This window comes from Streptomyces sp. NPDC049837, assembly GCF_040674455.1.
In the GTDB taxonomy this organism is placed as follows: Bacteria; Actinomycetota; Actinomycetes; order Streptomycetales; family Streptomycetaceae; genus Streptomyces.
In genome coordinates this window covers 411,462-429,945 of record NZ_JBFAMP010000006.1, presented here as the reverse complement: position 1 = coordinate 429,945, position 18,484 = coordinate 411,462, and the positions used below count along the sequence as shown (strand labels likewise).

Here is an 18,484-nt window from a genome sequence, read left to right as displayed (position 1 = left end):
TCCGTGGCGATCTCACGCCGGGGTGCTGACGTGACATCACCGATGTGGCTAACATCACGCCAACGCGGCAAGGCGGCCGAGGCGTTCTGGAGGTGCGACGTGCTGCCAGCACGAGGCTCACGCGGGCGAAAAGTGCGTATCTGCTCCATTTCCACCTCATGGAACACCGTCGGCGACGGCCAGTTCTTCTGCCCCGGATGCGGCGGAGACCGCAATTACCGGCGCCGCACCGGCCGTCGGCGCCTCACCCTCCTCGGGCTGCCGCTGCTGCCCCGCGGGCTCGCCGGGCCGGTCGTCGAATGCGCGGCCTGCCACACCCACTTCGGCACCGACACCCTGGACCACCCCACCACGGCCCGCTTCTCCGCCATGCTGCGCGACGCCGTGCACACCGTCGCCCTCGCCGTCCTGGCCGCCGGCGGCGTCTCCTCGCGCCCGGTCCTGGAGACCGCCGTCTGCGCCGTCCGCGCCGCCGGGTACGAGGACTGCACCGCCGACAGCCTCACCGCCCTCATCGAGGCCCTGGAGGCCGACACCGGCCGCTTCGTCGCCGACGCCGGCGCCCCGTGCGGTGCCGCCCTCGCCATCGAGCTGCACGAGGCCCTGGAGCCGCTCACCCCGCACCTCGCACCCGCAGGCCGCGAGTCGATCCTCCTCCAGGGCGCCCGCATCGCCCTCGCCGACGGCGCCTACACCACCGCCGAACGAGACGTCCTCACCACCGTCGGCAACGCACTGCACCTCCGCGCGGACGACACGGCCCGGCTGATGGAGGCGGCGAGGACGCCGTTCTGACCTCCTCCGGGGCCCCTCCGGGCGTGTCGTCATGGCCACCACGAGGGCTCGTGGCAGAGGCTGGGCGAATGCTGGTACTGGGACGCTCACAGGTCGAGGCGCTGCTCGACATGGACGCGCTGATCGACGGGCTCGGCCCCGCGATGGTGGACCTCAGCGAGGGCCGGGCCTCCGTGCCCGACCGGGTCGCCGCCGTGGTGCCCGAGCAGGACGGGTTCCTGGCGGCCATGCCCGGGTTCGTGCCGTCCGCCGGGGTGCTCATGACCAAGCTGGTCTCCCTCTTCCCGCACAACGCCGGGACGCCCCTGCCGACCCACCAGGCGCTCATCGCCGTGTTCGACCCGGAGACGGGCGCCCCCCAGGCCCTCCTGGACGGCACCGCCATCACCGCCGCCCGCACCGCCGCCGCCTCGGCGCTGTCGGCACGGCTCCTCGCCCGCCCCGACGCCTCCGTCCTCGCCCTCCTCGGCACCGGCGTCCAGGCCCGGACGCACGCCCACGCCATGTGCCGGGTGCGGCCCGTGCGGCACATCCGGGTGGCCGGCCGCGACCCCGTCCGGGCGGCCGTGCTCGCCGACGAGCTGGCGGCCACGCTGAACGTCCAGGTCGACGCCGCACCGACGTACGCCGAGGCGCTCGACGGGGCCGACATCGTCGCCGCCGCCACCCACGCCGTCGACCCGGTCGTACGCCGCGCATGGCTGACGCCCGGCGCCCACATCGCCTCGGTGGGCTTCAACCGGGGCGGGCGCGAGGTCGACGACGCGACCGTGGCCGACGCCCTGGTATGCGTCGAATCGCGCCGGGCCGCCCTCGCGCCGTTCCCCGCCGGCAGCAACGACCTGATCTTCCCCCTCCGCGACGGAGTGATCACGGCCGACCACATCCACGCCGAACTCGGCGAGCTGATCAACGGCAGCAAGCCGGGCCGCGGCTCCGCGGACCAGATCACCCTCTACAAGTCGGTCGGCGTGGCCGTCCAGGACGCGGCCGCCGCCGCCCTCGTCATCAACGCCGCGCGCGAGCAGTCGGTCGGTGACGAAATCCGCCTGGACTGATGGCGGTTGCTGGCCGGTTTTCGCCGTTGCACATGATCGTTCGTCATCGGTACGTTGACGGCGTGACTGCCGGGTCGGCCATGGGCCACACACGAGTAGGGCACCCGGCCTCGGCGTGACGCCGGGGCGGGCCAGAGCCCCGCCTTTTCTGTTTTCTCCTCCGCGTACAGCAGTCCTTCACCCTGGAGCAGAAAGCAGAGAATTGCCGAACGATTTCAACCAGCCCATCATCGAAGAGTTCCGGGCCAACCACGGCCGCGTGGGCGGGTGGTTCGAGGGAGCCCGCCTCCTGCTGCTGACCACCACCGGCGCCCGGTCCGGGAAACCCCACACCACCCCCGTCGGCTACCTCCCCGACGGCGACGGCCGCGTCCTCGTCATCGCCTCCGCCGCCGGAGCGCCCCAGCACCCGGCCTGGTACCACAACCTGCTGGCCAACCCCCGTGTCACGGTCGAGAGCGGCGTCTTCACGTACGAGGCCGACGCCACCGTCCTCCAGGGCGAGGAGCGCGACCGCGCCTTCGCCCGCGCCGTCGAAACCGACCCCGGCTGGGCCGAGTACCAGGCGAAGACCAGCCGCGTCATCCCCGTGGTCGCCCTCACCGAGGTCCCCGGCCCGCCCCACTTCAACGCCGCGTCCATGAGCGAGGCCATCAAGGCCGTCCACGACGCGTTCCGGCACGAACTGGCCCTCATACGCAAGGAGATCGCCGAGTCCGGCACCGCCGGCGGCCTCGCCACGCAGTTGCGGGTCAACTGCCTGACCGTCTGCCAGGGCCTGCACAACCACCACACCGGGGAGGACACGATGCTCTTCCCGATGCTCGCCGACAGCCATCCCGGCCTCGCCCCGGTGATGGACCGGCTGAAGCAGGAGCACGAGCAGATCGCCGCCCTCCTCGCCGACCTCAAGAAGGCGGTGTCCGATGAGGAAGCGGACCCCCGGCACGTGCTGGGCGAGGTCGAACGGCTCACGGACGAGCTGGAGGCCCACCTCGTGTACGAGGAGGAGCACATCCTCCCCATGCTCGACGCGTGAAAAGACGGTGGGCCGCCCCCGGAGAACCCAGGGGCGGCCCACCGGCGTGCGACTACTGCCCGGCGCTCGCGCGGAGCATGCCCTCACGCTCGACGATCTTCACGCGCTCGCGGCCCTCGGCCTCGCCCAGGGCACGCTCGGCGGCGTCCAGCCGGTACCAGCCCTCCCACGTCGTGTACTCCACGCCCTTGTCCCGCAGGTACGCCACCACGGCGTCCTCCTCCGGTGCCGTCGGCGTGAGGAGCCGGCCCTCGCGGTGGTCCTCCAGCAGATTGGCCACCGTCTCGTTGGCGTCGCCCTTGGTGTGGCCGATCAGACCGACCGGGCCGCGCCGGATCCAGCCCGTGACGTACGTGGACGCCATGTGCTCACCGCCCTCGATCACCCGGCCGCCCTCGTCCGGGACGGTGCCGCTGGCGACGTCGAACGGCAGCTTGGGCAGCTCGTCGGAGAGGTAGCCCACCGCGCGGTACACGGCCTGGACGTCCCAGGTGGTGAACTCGCCCGTGCCCTTCACGTTGCCCGTGCCGTCCAGCTCGGTGCGCTCGGTACGCAGCCCGACGACCTTGCCGTCCTCGCCGACGACTTCGGCGGGCGACTCGAAGAAGTGCAGGAACAGCTTGTGCGGCCGGTCCCCGACGTCACGGATCGCCCAGTTCTCCAGGGTCTTGGCGACCATGTCGACCTGCTTGTTGGAGCGCCGCTGCTCGATGGACCCGGCGTCGTAGTCGATGTCCTCGGGGTTGACGATGACCTCGATGTTCGGCGAGTGGTCCAGCTCGCGCAGTTCCATCGGGCTGAACTTCGCCTGCGCCGGACCGCGCCGCCCGAAGACGTGGATCTCCAGCGCCTTGTTGGCCTTCAGGCCCTCGTACACGTTCGGCGGGATCTCGGTCGGCAGCAGCTCGTCCGCCGTCTTGGCGAGGATGCGCGCCACGTCGAGCGCCACGTTGCCCACGCCCAGCACGGCGACACTCGTAGCCTCCAGCGGCCAGGTGCGCGGCACGTCCGGGTGGCCGTCGTACCAGGACACGAAGTCGGCGGCGCCGTACGAACCGTCCAGGTCGATGCCGGGTATGTCCAGCGCCCGGTCCGCCATCGCGCCCGTCGAGAAGATCACCGCGTCATAGAACGCCCGCAGGTCGTCCAGGGAGATGTCGGTGCCGTAGTCCACGTTGCCGAACAGCCGGATCTGCGGCTTGTCCAGCACCTGGTGCAGCGCGGTGATGATGCCCTTGATACGCGGGTGGTCGGGGGCCACGCCGTACCGGATCAGGCCGAACGGCGCGGGCATGCGCTCGAAGAGGTCGATCGATACGCCGGGGTCGGCGGCGGCCTCGGACTTCAGCAGCGCGTCGGCGGCGTAGATTCCGGCGGGGCCGGCACCGACGATCGCGACCCGCAGGGGGCGGGGCATGAGGGATTCCCTTCGAGCGAGGAGCAGGCGGTCACTTGAGTGATCATATGCACCCTAAGTAAGGCTGCCCTCACTTGGTACCCGCCCCCGACCTATGGGCCCATAAGTGAGGCTTATGGCCTCTCTCGCCTCCACGCATGAACCGCGCCACGCTGGAACCATGAACGGCGCCACCGGCTGGGGCGCCAGGCTGATGAACAGCTCGATCACCGGGATGTCCCCGTGGATCCTCTTCTCCCTGCTGGTCGGCCCCAGCCGCTACGAACTCGCCGCCGCGCTCTCCCTCGCGGTGGCGGTCGTCCTCGTGCTCGTACGGCACCGGCCGGTCTTCCTGGAGGTCGCCGGGCTCGTCTTCTTCGGCGTCCTCACCGTCATCGGCATGATCGCCCCGGCGGACACGCTGCACTGGCTGGACACCTACGCGGGTGAGCTGTCCAACCTGACCATCGCCGCCCTCGCGGGCCTCTCCGTCGCGGCACGGGCGCCGCTGACGACCCCGTACGCCCGCAAGAAGGTGCCGCGCGAGTTCTGGCACACCCCGGAGTTCCTCCGCGCCAACGTACTGATCACCTACGTCTGGGGCCTCGCCTTCCTGGCGGCGGCCCTCGCCGGCCTGATCGGCGACCTGGTGCTGCACAACCCGGACAACCTCTGGACGGCCTGGCTGATCCAGGCCTCCGCGCTCGTCACCGCGATGCGCTTCACCGAGTGGTACCCGGCCGTGCCGAGGCCACCGGTACGGAGCCTGCTCATGCCGTTCGTCGGCCTGCTCATCCCCATGGGCGTCCTCGTCCTGGTCTTCGACGCCGCACCCAGGTGGTTCGCCGTCGCCCTCATGGTCGTGGGCGTGGTGCTCGCGCGAGCGCTGCGGACGGAGGTTGTCGTGGCGAAGGAGGAGGGCCGGGAGCCGTAGGGCCCCGGCCGCTCACCACCGCTCGAACGCGGTGAAGGTCAGGCCACCGCCCGACCCGGCGGCGATGAGCCGCCCCTCGTGCTCGTAGAAGCGGGAACCGGGGACCTCGCCGCGGAAATGGCGTTCGTCGAGTTCCTCGCCGTTGCCGGCGTCGAACACGAACAGATCGGTGATGTCGCTGGCCTGCGTGGACCACTCGACCAGGACGGTGATCCGGTCGCCCCGCGCGAGCAGCGCGGCGGCGGGCTCGTCCAGGGGCTCCTTCCACACCGTCTCGCCGGTCGTCAGGTCGAAGGCGACGAGATTGTGGTGCTCGCCCTTCTGCCACCAGCCCGCCAGCGCGTACATCCGCTCCCCGACGATCGCCGTCTGGGTCGGATCGGCCGCGTCGATCTTGCCGTGATCGTTGGTGAACTCGATGCGGGGGCGCGGCCGGCCGTCCTCGCCGAAGGAGAGGTACGTGCCCGAGTCGAGGCTCCCGCTGCGCCCGACGGCGAGCACCAGTGGGTCGGTGGACTCGATGGAGACCATGGCGCGCAGGTCCAGGGGGAGGCGTGCGTCCATCGGGATCTTCCAGTTCAGGGCGCCTGTCGCGCGGTCGAAGGCGGCCATGTTCAGCTCGGCGCCGTCCGTGCTGCCGATGCCGAACTCATCGGCCTCCTTGCCGCCGCACTCCAGGACCGCGAAGACCTGCTCCTTGCCCACGGCGACCTTGTACGTGCCGCACTTGTCGGGCATGGCTGCCGTCCAGCGGGGCTTGCCGGTGCGCAGGTCCACGGCGCGGAGGGAAGTGTGGTCGTCCTTGGTCCGCGCCTGCCGTGCGTCACGGTGGTCATGTGCGATCACGGCGATGTCGCCGCCCGCGTCCATGAACTGGGAGCCCTCGTCGAACCGGCCGGTCGCGACCTTCCGCTGGGCGGTCCACAGCTCCCGGCCGTCCTTCAGGTCGAGAGCGAGGACGGTCGCACAGCCCTTGCCCCGCGGGGCGGGGTCACTGAACTCGCCGCCTTCTTCCCCGTAAGCGACGAGCAGGACCGACGCGTCCGCGTGCCGCGCGCTCCCGCATACCCGGGTGCGGCCGGGCGGCACGTACTCCCAGAGCTTCTTGCCGTCCTGCCCGTCCGCGATACCGAAGCCGGTCACCGCGTCGAACCGGCTGCGGACGGCGACGTCACCGACGACCCATGTGTTGTTGGCACTGGTGTCGTCGGTGGGCCGGTCCTTCGCCGCCGTCCAGGTCCGCACCATGGCGTCGCCCGGCAGATAGCCCTGGTACGACAGGAACCAGGCCGTGATGGACCCGATCACCGTCAGAACGACGGCTGTCGTCGTCAGCGCTTTCGCGAGCGTTCTCCCCGACATCACGCGGCCCCCCAGTTGATCTGCGAAAGACGATCAGGGTAAGGCAGGGCTGCCGGCACGGGACAGGACAGTCACATGGTGGAACGCCCGACACCCTCGATGAACGCCCGCCAGGCGGGGGCGGTGACCAGGAGGACGGGGCCGGCGGGGTTCTTGCTGTCCCGGACGGGGACGACGCCGGGGAAGTCGTCGCGGACTTCGAGGCAGTTGCCGCCGTCGCCGTCGCTGTAGCTGCTCTTGCGCCATGGGGCGGCGCCCGGGAAGTCGTACGCGACTTCGACGCACTCGCCGCCGTTGTCGTCGCTGAAGCTGCTCTTACGCCACCGAGCGCCGCTCAGGTCGTACTCGCGCATCGTCTGTGGTCCTCCGCCGCTGATTCGATCAGGGTCAGGGACGCCGTTGGCGCCAGTGCGCTGGCCCTGAGCAGATCGTAAGCGGCCTGTACGCGCTTCACCAGGGCAGGATCGTCCAGCAGATTCCCCGAATACACGGCCTCTGTATAGGCGGTTGGCGGCGCGTCCTCGAACTCCATGAGCCTGAGCATCCGTCCCATGAGGGGATGGGCCCCCGCCGCGTAGGGAAGCACCTGGACCAGCACCCTCCGGCTTCGGGCCAACGCCGCGATGTGGTCTAGCTGCTCGGCCATGACGGCAGGCCCGCCCGTGGGGAGCCGCAGCACGTGCTCGTGCAGGATCACCCAGTGCTCGGGCTTGGCCGGGTGTTTCAGGAGGCGCGCCCGCTCCATGCGGGCGGCCACCTTCTCCTCGATCTGGTCGTCGGAGGCGAACGGGTTGCTCGCGAGGATCACGGCCCGGGCGTACGGCGCCGTTTGGAGCAGGCCCGGCACGATCGTCGGGGCGAAGTCGCACAGCTTCGTCGCCAACGCCTCCAGCTCCGCCGCAGCCGCGAAATACTCCGCGTACGGCGACTTGTTGATGAGCTGGCGGCACATCCGCTCGAAAATACCGCCGGTTTGCAGCACCTCGTCGATCCTCGCCGCCACGTCCAACTGGGGCTTACGAATCGCCTGTTCGAATTGGCCGATGTACCCGCCCGATACGAAGACCCTCCGCCCCAGTTCCTGCTGCGTCATATTGGCGGCCTCGCGTCGATTCTTCAGCTCCGTACCGAAGAACTCCCAGGCGGCCTGCCTGGACGAGCCTGCGTTGGCCATGGCTTAACACCCCAGTCCTGCCGCGCAGTTGTAGCGCGGTCGCAACCCCCAATGCTAGGGGCGCGGGTCCATCCTGGGGGCAGTAAGCGGGAAATGGATTCGGAAAGGACGGCGTTGGTGAAGGAAGAGATGCGGGACGCGAAGAAGGCGGTGACGGAATTGCGCGCGGCACTCGAAAGGGCGGGAATCACGCTGCCCTCCCTGGGGTTGGACCCCGTCACGTGCGCTGCCGAGCCGCCTCGGCCGCTGGTGGAACTGGGACGTTGCACGGTGGAGACGGCGCGCCGGCTGGCCGCCGCTCTGCGGGAGGAAGGTGACCGGGGATGAGCCTGCCCGTCGGGTCGTACGTCGTCGATGTCCGCAGCGGACGCGTGGGGCGCGTCATGGGGCACGTGGGGCCGTACCTCCAGCTCAGACCGGTCGGAGGCGGCCGGGAGTGGGACTGCCCCCCGGACGGGGTGCGGCGGGCGACGGACGCGGAACGGATCAGTGCGGTGACGGCGTACGCGAACGCGCGGAGCAGGGGCGAGGTGCCGTGAGTACCGCTGAACAGGGCTGGCCTAGTACAGCGATTTCACGGTGGCTCGTTTCCCGACCCGACCGAGGTGGTCCAGGAGGTGCTGGATGTCGCCGGGGTCCGAGGTGATTACCGTGGCGGAGGTGCGCGCGCTGATCAGGGCGACTGCGCCATCGACGGGGTCCACCACGTTGGCGTGCCCGAGGAGCTCGCCCACTCTTCGGGCCAGGGCGTCGTCCAGTGGCGAGATATCACAGCCCTGGAGCAGGCGGGCGAGCGCTGCTTGCCGTGCGCCGTTTCGCCAGACTTGGACAACGACGGGGGACGGTACGACCGGTACGCCGCCCGCTGTCAGGTATGAGCGGTGCATGCGCCAGAAGGCCGACTGGTTCCGCTCGGCGGCAATGAGCGCCCCTGCGTCGTACACCATGGTTCGCAGAGTGGTCACCGGTCAGGCCGCATCGTGGTCGGAGGCTGAGTTGTCCGTGACCACCGGGCAGGTCACCAGTTCCATGACGGAGTCCACCCAGGCCTGTTCCTCCGGAGTCGGTGGGCCCAGTTCCGCCAGGACTTCCTCGGCGGCGGTCAGACCTGCCTCGATCTTGGCTGCCTTCTCGGCTGCCCGGGACAGCCACGCCGAGACGCTGAGGCCATCCCGCTCCGCGGCCTGCCGAACGGCTTCGAGCGTCTCGCTCGGGATCGTGATGGTGACGCGCTCCAGACTCATACTGAGAGTATTACCGCTGGTTCACGGCGGTGCTATGCCGAGTCGGCGGCTTCACCGGCACGAGTGACCGGACCCCGATCCCGGAGCCGGGCCCGCGCCACCCTCCCCGTACGGGACAATGGCCCCATGACCCTGTTCCGCGACGACGGCATCGTGCTGCGCACCCAGAAGCTGGGTGAGGCGGACCGCATCATCACGATCCTGACGCGCGGGCACGGGCGCGTGCGGGCCGTCGCGCGGGGCGTGAGGCGCACCAAGTCGAAGTTCGGGGCGCGGCTGGAGCCGTTCTCCCACGTGGACGTGCAGTTCTTCGCGCGGGGCAGCGAGCTCGTGGGGCGCGGGCTGCCGCTGTGCACGCAGAGCGAGACGATCGCGGCGTACGGCAGCGGGATCGTCACCGACTACGGGCGGTACACCGCGGGGACGGCCATGCTGGAGACCGCCGAGCGGTTCACCGATCATGAGGGCGAGCCGGCCGTGCAGCAGTACCTGCTGCTCATCGGCGGGCTCCGGACCCTTTCGCGGGGGGAGCACGCCCCGAACCTGATCCTGGACGCCTTCCTGCTGCGGTCCCTGGCCGTGAACGGCTACGCGCCCTCGTTCGAGGACTGCGCCCGGTGCGGGATGCACGGGCCGAACCGGTTCTTCTCGGTCGCGGCGGGCGGCGTCATATGCGGCGACTGCCGGGTGCCCGGGAGCGTCGTACCCTCTGCGGAGGCCGTCGGTCTGCTCAGCGCACTGCTGACCGGCGACTGGGAGACGGCGGACGCGTGCGAGCCGCGCCACGTCAGGGAGGGGAGCGGACTGGTGTCCGCGTATCTGCACTGGCATCTGGAGCGGGGGCTGCGCTCCCTTCGGTACGTCGAGAAGTAGCAGCAGCAGATTGAGGAGAGTGTGAGCCGCATGGCACGACGCGGATTCCTGGGCCGGTCCCGCCGCGACTACAAGGACGTCGAGCCGCACCCGTCCGGCGCGCGACCCCCGAAGATCCCGGGCGAGCTGGTGCCGAACCACGTGGCGATCGTCATGGACGGCAACGGCCGCTGGGCCAAGGACCGCGGCCTGCCGCGTACCGAGGGGCACAAGGTCGGCGCCGAGCGCGTGCTGGACGTCCTCCAGGGCGGGATCGAGATGGGCGTCGGGGCCATCTCCCTGTACGCCTTCTCCACCGAGAACTGGAAGCGCTCGCCCGACGAGGTCCGCTTCCTGATGAACTTCAACCGCGACTTCATCCGCAAGACCCGCGACCAGCTCGACGAGCTGGGCATCCGGGTGCGCTGGGTGGGCCGGATGCCCAAGCTGTGGAAGTCGGTGGCCAAGGAGCTCCAGATCGCCCAGGAGCAGACCAAGGACAACGACCGGCTCACTCTCTACTTCTGCATGAACTACGGCGGGCGCGCGGAGCTCGCGGACGCCATGCAGGCGATCGCCGAGGACGTGAAGGCGGGCAAGCTCGACCCGTCGAAGGTCGGCGAGAAGACGATCCAGAAGTACCTGTACTACCCGGACATGCCGGACGTGGACCTGTTCCTGCGGCCCAGCGGCGAGCAGCGCACCTCCAACTACCTGATCTGGCAGAGCGCCTACGCCGAGATGGTCTTCCAGGACGTGCTGTGGCCGGACTTCGACCGCCGCGACCTGTGGCGCGCCTGCCTGGAGTTCGCCCAGCGCGACCGCCGCTTCGGCGGGGCGATCCCGAACGAGGAGCTGCTGGCGATGCAGGGCCGACCGGAGGGCGAGACTCCGGCTGTCTGACCCGGTCGCTACGATCACGGGCCGTCTCACTACGACTGGAGGGCCCGTGACCGAAGCAGTGCCCGAGGCGGCACAGGACGCCGTGGAACTGACCTATGAACCCGCCCTCGCCGACGCGGTCGGAGCGATCCGCGCCCGGGCGAAGGCCACCCCGGCGGGACGGTTGCAGAACGGCGTGCTGCTGGCGTGCGCGCTCTTCATGCTGGGCTCGCTCGTCCTGAACTTCACCGGACCCAAGGGGCCCACTGTCGGTGCGACGGTGCTCTGCCTCACGGTCCTGCTCTTCATCCTCGGCATGTACTTCCTGATGCCCGGGCTCCAGGGGCAGCAGGTGCACCGGCTGTACGCCACGCAGCCGGAGTTCCGGGTCGTCGTGGACGACGCCGGCGTACGCCAGTGCGCACGGGACCTGGACATGACGTACCGCTGGCCCGCGATGCCCCGGTACACCGAGACCGCCGAGCTGTTCGTGCTGCTCTCGGGCGACCGGCACGGCGTCGGCATCGCCTTCCTGCCCAAGCGGGGCATATCCGACCCGGAGGGTGTGGACCGGCTTCGGGCGATCCTGGACCGCAACATCACCCGCCTGTAGCGCGTACGCGAAAGGGGCCCGCACCGGACACTTCCGGTGCGGGCCCCTCTCGTCACGTCACTTCGCGGCGCACTCCGCGCACGTACCGAAGATCTCGACCGTGTGCGCCACGTTCACGAAGCCGTGCTCGGCCGCGATCGTCTCGGCCCACTGCTCCACCGCCGGGCCCTCGACCTCGACCGCCTTGCCGCAGACCCGGCACACCAGGTGGTGGTGGTGCTCACCGGACGAGCAGCGGCGGTAGACCGCCTCGCCGTCGCTGGTGCGCAGGACGTCCACCTCGCCGGCGTCGGCGAGGGACTGCAGGGTGCGGTAGACCGTCGTCAGGCCCACCGAGTCGCCGCGGTGCTTGAGCATGTCGTGCAGCTCCTGCGCGCTGCGGAACTCGTCCACCTCGTTCAGCGCCGCCGACACGGCAGCTCGCTGCCGGGTCGACCGGCCGCGCACGCCGGGGGTTCCAGCCATCGCCACAGGTGCCTCCTCAACACTCGGCCCGCTCACACATACGTCGGGCCATTCTGCCAGGCCGCCGTAGCGGGCCCGTCAGACCTTCACGTCGTCCGCCCGGCCACCGGTGTCCGTGACGGCCACGTCACAGCCGTCCACGGCCGCGGGCTCGGTGGCCCTGGCGCGGCGCCGGGCCAGGGGCGTGGCCAGGGCGGTCAGCACCACGAACACCGCGATGGCCAGCAGCACAATCGTCGCGCCCGGCGGCACGTCCTGGTAGTAGGAGGTCGCGGTACCGGCCAGCGTCACGCCCGTACCGATCAGCACCGCGAGGCCGAACGTCATCCGGAAGCTCCGCGACAACTGCTGCGCCGCCGCGACCGGCACCACCATCAGCGCGCTGACCAGCAGCAGGCCGACGACCCGCATGGCGACCGTGACGGTCACGGCGGCGGTGACCGCGATCAGCAGGTTCAGCGCCCGCACGGGCAGGCCTGTGACCCGTGCGAACTCCTCGTCCTGGCTGACCGCGAACAACTGCCGCCGCAGCCCCAGCGTGACGAGGATCACGAAAGCCGCCAGCACGCAGATGGCGGTGACGTCCTCCTCGGACACCGTCGACAGGGAGCCGAAGAGGTACGAGTTGAGGTTGGCGTTCGACCCGGTCGGCGACAGGTTGATCAGCATGACGCCGCCGGCCATGCCGCCGTAGAAGAGCAGCGCGAGCGCGATGTCACCGCGCGTGCGCCCGTACGCCCGGATCAGCTCCATGGTGATCGCGCCCAGGATGGAGACGGCCGCGGCCATCCACACCGGGTTGGTGGACATCAGGAAGCCGAGGCCGACGCCGGTCATGGCGACGTGCCCGATGCCGTCGCCCATCAGGGCCTGCCGGCGCTGGACCAGGTAGATGCCGACGGCCGGAGCCGTGATGCCGACCAGGACGGCCGCGAGCAGCGCGCGCTGCATGAAGGCGAGCTGGAGGATTTCCATGTCAGGTCAGCAGTCCCGTGCGGAGCGGCTCGTCGGCCGCGTGCGGATGTACGTGGTCGTGGCCGGGCAGCGCGTGCTGGCCGACGGCCCGGGGCGGCGGCCCGTCGTGGACGACGCAGCCGTCGCGCAGCACGACCGCGCGGTCGATCAGCGGCTCCAGCGGGCCCAGCTCGTGCAGCACCAGCAGCACGGTCGCCCCGTCCGCGACCTTGGCGCGCAGGGTGGCGGCGAGGATCTCCTGGCTGGCCAGGTCGACGCCCGCCATCGGCTCGTCCATGATCAGCAGCTCGGGGTCGGCGGCGAGGGCCCGGGCGATCAGCACCCGCTGGTGCTGGCCGCCGGACAGGGCGCTCACCGAGTCCTTGGCGCGGTCGGCGAGCCCCACGAGCTCGATGGCCCGCTCCACGGCCGCCCTGTCGGCCCTGGAGGGCCACCTCAGCCTCGTACGCGAGAGGCGGCCGGACGAGACGACCTCGCGGACCGTGGCGGGCACACCGCTGGCGGCGGTGGTGCGCTGCGGTACGTAGCCGACGCGTGCCCAGTCGCGGAACCGCCTCAGCTCCGTACCGAACAGGGAGACGGACCCGCCGGTGAGCGGGACCTGGCCGATCACCGACCGTACGGCGGTGGACTTGCCCGAGCCGTTCGCGCCGAGCAGCGCGACGACCTCACCGTGGTGCACGGTGAGGTCGATCCCGCGCAGCACGGGGCGGGAACCGAGCGTGGCGGTGGCCGAGCGGACGGATATGACCGGCGCGGGTATGGCGGGCTCGGTGCTGCTCACGTCGCTGCCTCCATCACTGGGTGTCACTTGGCGCCGAGTGCCTTCTTCAGCGCGGCGAGGTTGGACTCCATGACCTCGATGTAGTCAGCGCCCTTGGACTTGTCCGTGATTCCCTCCAGCGGGTCCAGGACGTCGGTCTTGAGGCCGGTGTCCTTGGCGAGGGTCTTCGCGGTCCTGTCACTGGCGAGGGTCTCGAAGAAGACGGTGGTGACCTTGTCCTTCTTCGCGATGTCCTGGAGCTCCTTGATCCGGGCGGGGCTCGGCTCGGACTCGGGGTCCATGCCGGAGATGCCCTCCTGCTCCAGCTTGTACCGCTCGGCGAGGTAGCCGAAGGCGGAGTGCGTGGTGATGAAGGTCCGGGTGGTGGTGTTCTTCAGGCCCGCGTCGAACTTGGCGTGGAGGGCGTCGAGCTTCTTCACCAGCTCGGCGGTGTTCTTCTTGTAGTCGGCCGCGTGGTCCGGGTCGGCCTTCTCCAGGGAGGCGCCGACGCCCTTGGCGACCTCGGCGTACTTCACCGGGTCGAGCCAGATGTGCGGGTCGGCCCCGGCCTCCTGCTCGTCGCCGTGGTGATCTTCCTCGTGGCCGTGGTCGTGGCCGACCTCGGTGCCGTGCTCCTCCAGCGTGGTCAGCGTGCCGGCGTCGACGGTGTTCTTGACGCCCGCCTGCTTGATCGCGTCGTCGACGGCGGGCTGGATGCCCTTGAGGTAGAGGATGTAGTCCGCTTCGCCGAGCTCGCCGATCTGCTTCGGCTTGAGCTCCAGGTCGTGCGGCTCGACGCCCGGCTTGGTGAGGGTGGTGACGGAGACGTTGTCGCCGCCGATCTGCTCGGCCAGGAACTGCATGGGGTAGAACGACGCCACCACGTTCAGCTTGCCGTCGTCGGATGCCGCGGCGGAGCCGGACGAACCGCCGCAGGCGGAGAGCGTGACCAGGCCGAGGGTCACGGCTCCGGCGAGGGCGGTGGTGGGTATGAGGCGTCGCACGTTCATGGGATTCATTTTCAACAAAAGTGGAAACGATTGTCAACAAAGGCGGTAAGTGGCTCCGGCCACCCACCGATTTGATCCCGGGGGTGCGCGCGCCGGTAACCTGAAGCATTCGCCGTTCGCCATCGTCGTTATGAAGAGAGCACAGTGGCCGCCGACAAGATCGACACGATCGTCAACCTGAGCAAGCGCCGTGGCTTCGTCTACCCGTGCAGCGAGATCTACGGCGGTCAGCGGGCCGCCTGGGACTACGGGCCGCTGGGTGTCGAGCTCAAGGAGAACATCAAGCGCCAGTGGTGGCGCTACATGGTCACCTCGCGCGAGGACGTCGTCGGTATCGACTCTTCGGTGATCCTGGCGCCCGAGGTCTGGGAGGCCTCCGGTCACGTCGCCACCTTCACCGACCCGCTCACCGAGTGCACCTCCTGCCACAAGCGCTTCCGCGCGGACCACTTGGAGGAGGCGTACGAGGAGAAGCACGGCCGCCTCCCCGAGAACGGCCTCAAGGACCTGAGCTGCCCCAACTGCGGCAACAAGGGCACGTTCACCGAGCCCAAGCAGTTCTCGGGCCTGCTCTCCACCCACCTCGGCCCGACCCAGGACTCCGGCTCCGTCGCCTACCTGCGCCCCGAGACCGCCCAGGGCATCTTCACCAACTTCGCGCAGGTGCAGCAGTCCTCGCGCAAGAAGCCGCCGTTCGGCATCGCGCAGATGGGCAAGTCCTTCCGGAACGAGATCACTCCGGGCAACTTCATCTTCCGCACCCGCGAGTTCGAGCAGATGGAGATGGAGTTCTTCGTCAAGCCGGGCGAGGACGAGCAGTGGCAGGAATACTGGATGGAGCAGCGCTGGAACTGGTACCGCGACCTTGGTCTCCGTGAGGAGAACATGCGCTGGTACGAGCACCCCAAGGAGAAGCTCTCCCATTACTCCAAGCGCACCGCCGACATCGAGTACCGCTTCCAGTTCGGCGGCAGCGAGTGGGGCGAGCTGGAGGGCGTCGCCAACCGCACCGACTACGACCTGTCGGCGCACTCCAAGGCCTCCGGCACGGACCTGTCGTACTTCGACCAGGAGGCCGGCGAGCGCTGGACGCCGTACGTCATCGAGCCGGCCGCCGGTGTCGGCCGCACGATGCTGGCGTTCCTGCTCGACGCCTACAACGAGGACGAGGCGCCCAACGCCAAGGGCGTGATGGAGAAGCGCACCGTGATGCGCCTCGACCCGCGCCTGGCCCCGGTCAAGGTCGCCGTCCTGCCGCTGTCCCGCAACCCGCAGCTCTCGCCGAAGGCCAAGGGCCTCGCCGCCGACCTGCGCAAGAACTGGAACATCGAGTTCGACGACGCGGGCGCCATCGGCCGCCGCTACCGCCGCCAGGACGAGATCGGTACGCCGTTCTGCGTCACGGTCGACTTCGACACGCTCGACGACAACGCGGTGACCGTGCGCGAGCGCGACACCATGAAGCAGGAGCGCGTCTCGCTGGACCAGATCCAGGGCTACCTGGGCAGCCGCCTGCTCGGCTGCTGACGTCTCACGCGGACGCGCGAAGCCCCCGGTTCCTGGTGAGGGACCGGGGGCTTTCCCGTGCCCGGGCACTGCCCGGGCGTTGCTCAGGCGCGCAGGCCCCGGAGGAGGAGCGCGACCACGGCGTCGAAGGCGGCGTCGATGCCGGGGTCCGTCCAGTCGGCGGCGTGCACCGGGTCGTGGAAGCGGTCCGTGGCGTCGAACACCGCGCGGGCCGTGGTGGTGTAGTCGCCCCCGAGGCTCTCCGGTGAGGCGAACTCGCCCTGCCGGTGGCCGTCCTCGATGATCCGGGCGAGCTGCCCGACGAGGTGGTCCACGTGCTCGGCCACCACGGTGCTGCTCTCGCCGATCAGCACCTCGTACGTGGCGAACAGCTCCGGGTCGCCGCCCGCCTTGCGGCGCTTGGCCGCGAAGAGCGTCGACAGCCAGTCCGTGAGCCGCCGGGCGGCGGGGCCCGGCCCTTCCGCGAAGGGGGCCAGCTCGGTCACCGCCCGCTCCAGCCAGCGCTCGGTGACCGCCTCGCGCAGCGCCGCCTTGGTGCGGAAGTGGCGGTAGACGCTGCCGTGGCTGACCCCGAGGGCCCGTGCCACGTCGACCACCGTCGCCTTGGCCGGGCCGTAGCGGCGCAGCACCTCCTCGGTGGCTTCGAGGATGCGGTCCGGGGTCAGGGCGTCGGTGCTCATGAACAGTGAAGGTACCCCGGCCGGGCCAGGCGTCAGCGTTCGCTGTCCAGGTGCGCCATCTGGGCCGCCGGGTAGCGCTCGCCGGCGGCCGCCCCCGCCGGGACGGCCGCCTCGATGGCGGCGAGGTCCTCGGCGCGGAGGGTGACGTCGAGGGCGCCGAGCGCCTCGGCCAGCCGGTCGCGGCGGCGGGCGCCGATGAGCGGCACGATGTCGTCGCCCTGGGCGAGCACCCAGGCGATGGCGGTCTGGGCGACCGTGACGCCCTTTTCCTCGGCGACCTTGCGAAGCCGCTCCACCAGGTCGAGGTTGCGGTGCAGGTTGTCGCCCTGGAAGCGCGGGCTCATGCTCCGGAAGTCGCCGGGCGCCAGCGCGCGGTCGCGGGAGAAGTGGCCGCTGATCAGGCCACGGGAGAGCACTCCGTAGGCCGTGATGCCGATGCCCAGTTCGCGCGCGGCCGGCAGGATCTCGTCCTCGATCCCTCGTGAGACCAGCGAGTACTCGATCTGGAGGTCGGCGATCGGCGCGACGGCGGCGGCCCGGCGCAGGGTCCCGGCGCCGACCTCGGACAGGCCGATGTGGCGTACGTGCCCGGCCTCGACCAGCTCGGCGATGGCGCCGACTGTCTCCTCGACGGGGACGTCGGGGTCGACGCGGGCGATCCGGTAGATGTCGATGTGGTCGGTGCCGAGGCGCTGGAGCGAGTACGCGGCGAAGTTCTTCACCGCGGCCGGGCGCCCGTCGTAGCCGGTGAAGCCGCCCTCGACGGTGCGCAGCGCGCCGAACTTGACGCTGGTGAGGGCCCGTTCGCGGGCGGTGGCCGGGGCCGTGCGGAGGGCCTCGTTGATCAGCAGCTCGTTGTGGCCCATGCCGTAGAAGTCGCCGGTGTCCAGCAGCGTGACGCCCGCGTCGAGGGCGGCGTGGATGGTGGCGATCGACTCGGTGCGGTCGGCCTGCCCGTAGAGGGCGGACATGCCCATGCAGCCGAGGCCGAGGGCGGACACCTGGGGGCCGGTGGTGCCGAGGGGACGGGTGGGGAGGGTGGCGGCGGAGGTCATGAGGGCTCCTTGGGGAGGGGTGGGGAGGGGGCTGCCCCCCTACGGTGACATGACTGCTGACAGATTTCAATATCTGTCAGCAGTCATCGGTTCGGAAAAGTGGGTGCCGAGCCCTCCGCGGCGGGGTACGGTCACCGCATGGCATTCCTTCCGATCTACGAGTGAGAGTGCGGCGGGCCCGACCACCCGCCCCCCACGCGACGCATGCCGAACCACTTCTCACCACGATGGAGATCCCGTGGCCAAAAGCCGTAACAACCTTCTGGGCGTAGGCGGACAGCGCAAGAAGCTGTCCCGCGCCGATCAGCAGGGCTCCGCCCCCGCCCGCGCCGCCGACCGCCGGGCCGCCGCCGACCAGAAGCAGGAGCTGCTGCGCAAGATGCGCGAGCGCGCGCAGGGCGCGTCGCCGAGTGAGCAGAGCGACCAGGGCGGCGAGCAGCAGAGCTGACCCGACCGTCGGCTACCGGTCTTCCGGACCGCGCACGGCGATATGTCGCACGGCGCACGGCAGGGCCCGGGCACCCTCATCGGGTGCCCGGGCCTTCGCCTTGGCGGCGGCAGCGGGCGGTGGGTGGGGCGGGGCCCCTCCGGGCTCACCTCCTCGAGGCCGGCGGCCTTGGGTCACGGGTCTTGGGAGCCCGTCCTTCGCCGCCGGCCTCT

At 70.3% G+C, this 18,484-nt stretch carries 23 protein-coding genes; 11 read left to right on the top strand and 12 right to left on the bottom strand.

The features are described 5' to 3' along the window. The first annotated feature begins 99 nt into the window (after window positions 1-99). The 3 genes from AB0J57_RS19750 to AB0J57_RS19740 all read left to right on the top strand — a co-directional run bounded on the left by AB0J57_RS19750 (window position 100) and on the right by AB0J57_RS19740 (window position 2,892). Window positions 100-795, top strand: coding sequence for a TerB family tellurite resistance protein (locus AB0J57_RS19750; protein WP_366129498.1), 696 nt, complete (start codon window positions 100-102; stop codon window positions 793-795). 68 nt (window positions 796-863) lie between these two features. Then, entirely contained in the window at window positions 864-1,853 is a 990-nt protein-coding gene (locus AB0J57_RS19745; RefSeq protein WP_366129497.1) for an ornithine cyclodeaminase family protein, read from the top strand. A gap of 202 nt (window positions 1,854-2,055) precedes the next feature. Continuing rightward, a complete protein-coding gene (locus tag AB0J57_RS19740; protein WP_366129495.1) occupies window positions 2,056-2,892 on the top strand; it encodes a nitroreductase/quinone reductase family protein in 837 nt (278 codons plus the stop codon). A gap of 52 nt (window positions 2,893-2,944) precedes the next feature. Here AB0J57_RS19740 and AB0J57_RS19735 read toward each other — a convergent pair whose 3' ends face one another. Further along, window positions 2,945-4,309: an FAD-dependent oxidoreductase gene (locus AB0J57_RS19735; RefSeq protein WP_366129494.1), complete on the bottom strand. Its 1,365-nt coding sequence runs from the start codon at window positions 4,307-4,309 to the stop codon at window positions 2,945-2,947. 160 nt (window positions 4,310-4,469) lie between these two features. Here AB0J57_RS19735 and AB0J57_RS19730 point away from each other — a divergent pair, with 160 nt between their 5' ends. Then, window positions 4,470-5,222 carry a hypothetical protein gene (locus tag AB0J57_RS19730; RefSeq protein ID WP_366129493.1) on the top strand — a complete coding sequence of 251 codons (753 nt, stop codon included), beginning with the start codon at window positions 4,470-4,472 and terminating at the stop codon, window positions 5,220-5,222. 12 nt (window positions 5,223-5,234) lie between these two features. Here the strand turns inward: AB0J57_RS19730 and AB0J57_RS19725 are convergent, their stop codons facing one another. From AB0J57_RS19725 to AB0J57_RS19715, 3 genes are all read right to left on the bottom strand, one after another. After that, on the bottom strand, window positions 5,235-6,584 hold the full coding sequence (locus AB0J57_RS19725) for a PQQ-binding-like beta-propeller repeat protein (RefSeq protein WP_366129492.1): 1,350 nt from the start codon (window positions 6,582-6,584) through the stop codon (window positions 5,235-5,237). A gap of 71 nt (window positions 6,585-6,655) precedes the next feature. Then, complete coding sequence (locus AB0J57_RS19720) at window positions 6,656-6,937, bottom strand: DUF397 domain-containing protein (RefSeq protein WP_366129491.1); 282 nt, start codon at window positions 6,935-6,937, stop codon at window positions 6,656-6,658. Further along, entirely contained in the window at window positions 6,919-7,758 is an 840-nt protein-coding gene (locus AB0J57_RS19715; RefSeq protein WP_366129490.1) for a helix-turn-helix transcriptional regulator, read from the bottom strand. Before AB0J57_RS19715 ends, AB0J57_RS19720 begins: the two co-directional genes overlap by 19 nt. A 93-nt stretch (window positions 7,759-7,851) precedes the next feature. Here AB0J57_RS19715 and AB0J57_RS19710 point away from each other — a divergent pair, with 93 nt between their 5' ends. Together AB0J57_RS19710 and AB0J57_RS19705 are read left to right on the top strand one after the other, a co-directional pair. Further along, window positions 7,852-8,085, top strand: coding sequence for a hypothetical protein (locus AB0J57_RS19710; RefSeq protein ID WP_366129489.1), 234 nt, complete (start codon window positions 7,852-7,854; stop codon window positions 8,083-8,085). Beyond that, complete coding sequence (locus AB0J57_RS19705) at window positions 8,082-8,297, top strand: hypothetical protein (protein ID WP_366129488.1); 216 nt, start codon at window positions 8,082-8,084, stop codon at window positions 8,295-8,297. Before AB0J57_RS19710 ends, AB0J57_RS19705 begins: the two co-directional genes overlap by 4 nt. 21 nt (window positions 8,298-8,318) lie before the next feature. Here the strand turns inward: AB0J57_RS19705 and AB0J57_RS19700 are convergent, their stop codons facing one another. Further along, window positions 8,319-8,705 carry a twitching motility protein PilT gene (locus AB0J57_RS19700; RefSeq protein WP_366129487.1) on the bottom strand — a complete coding sequence of 129 codons (387 nt, stop codon included), beginning with the start codon at window positions 8,703-8,705 and terminating at the stop codon, window positions 8,319-8,321. A 21-nt stretch (window positions 8,706-8,726) separates the two neighbouring features. Then, entirely contained in the window at window positions 8,727-9,002 is a 276-nt protein-coding gene (locus AB0J57_RS19695) for a hypothetical protein (protein ID WP_366129486.1), read from the bottom strand. 126 nt (window positions 9,003-9,128) lie between these two features. Between AB0J57_RS19695 and recO the strand changes: the two genes are divergently transcribed. The 3 genes from recO to AB0J57_RS19680 are packed head-to-tail and all read left to right on the top strand — an operon-like array spanning window position 9,129 to window position 11,349. Continuing rightward, window positions 9,129-9,875 carry a DNA repair protein RecO gene (recO, locus tag AB0J57_RS19690; protein WP_366129485.1) on the top strand — a complete coding sequence of 249 codons (747 nt, stop codon included), beginning with the start codon at window positions 9,129-9,131 and terminating at the stop codon, window positions 9,873-9,875. 30 nt (window positions 9,876-9,905) lie between these two features. Further along, entirely contained in the window at window positions 9,906-10,757 is an 852-nt protein-coding gene (locus AB0J57_RS19685) for an isoprenyl transferase (protein ID WP_366129484.1), read from the top strand. A gap of 46 nt (window positions 10,758-10,803) precedes the next feature. Beyond that, entirely contained in the window at window positions 10,804-11,349 is a 546-nt protein-coding gene (locus AB0J57_RS19680) for a YcxB family protein (RefSeq protein WP_366129483.1), read from the top strand. A 57-nt stretch (window positions 11,350-11,406) separates the two neighbouring features. On the opposite strand, the gene AB0J57_RS19675 is transcribed toward AB0J57_RS19680, so the two are convergent. From AB0J57_RS19675 to AB0J57_RS19660, 4 genes are all read right to left on the bottom strand, one after another. Continuing rightward, the gene (locus AB0J57_RS19675) at window positions 11,407-11,814 is read right to left on the bottom strand and encodes a Fur family transcriptional regulator (RefSeq protein WP_366129482.1); all 408 of its coding nucleotides are present in this window, start codon (window positions 11,812-11,814) and stop codon (window positions 11,407-11,409) included. A 78-nt stretch (window positions 11,815-11,892) separates the two neighbouring features. Continuing rightward, a complete protein-coding gene (locus tag AB0J57_RS19670) occupies window positions 11,893-12,789 on the bottom strand; it encodes a metal ABC transporter permease (RefSeq protein ID WP_366129481.1) in 897 nt (298 codons plus the stop codon). A gap of 1 nt (window position 12,790) precedes the next feature. Next, on the bottom strand, window positions 12,791-13,573 hold the full coding sequence (locus AB0J57_RS19665; RefSeq protein WP_366129480.1) for a metal ABC transporter ATP-binding protein: 783 nt from the start codon (window positions 13,571-13,573) through the stop codon (window positions 12,791-12,793). 23 nt (window positions 13,574-13,596) lie between these two features. Then, the gene (locus AB0J57_RS19660; protein ID WP_366129479.1) at window positions 13,597-14,562 is read right to left on the bottom strand and encodes a metal ABC transporter substrate-binding protein; all 966 of its coding nucleotides are present in this window, start codon (window positions 14,560-14,562) and stop codon (window positions 13,597-13,599) included. Window positions 14,563-14,706: 144 nt separating this feature from the next. Between AB0J57_RS19660 and AB0J57_RS19655 the strand changes: the two genes are divergently transcribed. Beyond that, on the top strand, window positions 14,707-16,089 hold the full coding sequence (locus AB0J57_RS19655) for a glycine--tRNA ligase (RefSeq protein ID WP_366129478.1): 1,383 nt from the start codon (window positions 14,707-14,709) through the stop codon (window positions 16,087-16,089). Window positions 16,090-16,172: 83 nt separating this feature from the next. On the opposite strand, the gene AB0J57_RS19650 is transcribed toward AB0J57_RS19655, so the two are convergent. Together AB0J57_RS19650 and AB0J57_RS19645 are read right to left on the bottom strand one after the other, a co-directional pair. Beyond that, a complete protein-coding gene (locus tag AB0J57_RS19650) occupies window positions 16,173-16,769 on the bottom strand; it encodes a TetR family transcriptional regulator (protein WP_366129477.1) in 597 nt (198 codons plus the stop codon). Window positions 16,770-16,801: 32 nt separating this feature from the next. Then, window positions 16,802-17,824 carry an aldo/keto reductase gene (locus AB0J57_RS19645; protein WP_366129476.1) on the bottom strand — a complete coding sequence of 341 codons (1,023 nt, stop codon included), beginning with the start codon at window positions 17,822-17,824 and terminating at the stop codon, window positions 16,802-16,804. 238 nt (window positions 17,825-18,062) lie between these two features. On the opposite strand from AB0J57_RS19645, the gene AB0J57_RS19640 reads away from it, so the two are divergent. Beyond that, window positions 18,063-18,272, top strand: a complete 210-nt coding sequence (locus AB0J57_RS19640; protein WP_366129475.1) for a DUF6243 family protein — start codon at window positions 18,063-18,065, stop codon at window positions 18,270-18,272. The last annotated feature ends 212 nt before the right edge of the window (window positions 18,273-18,484 follow it).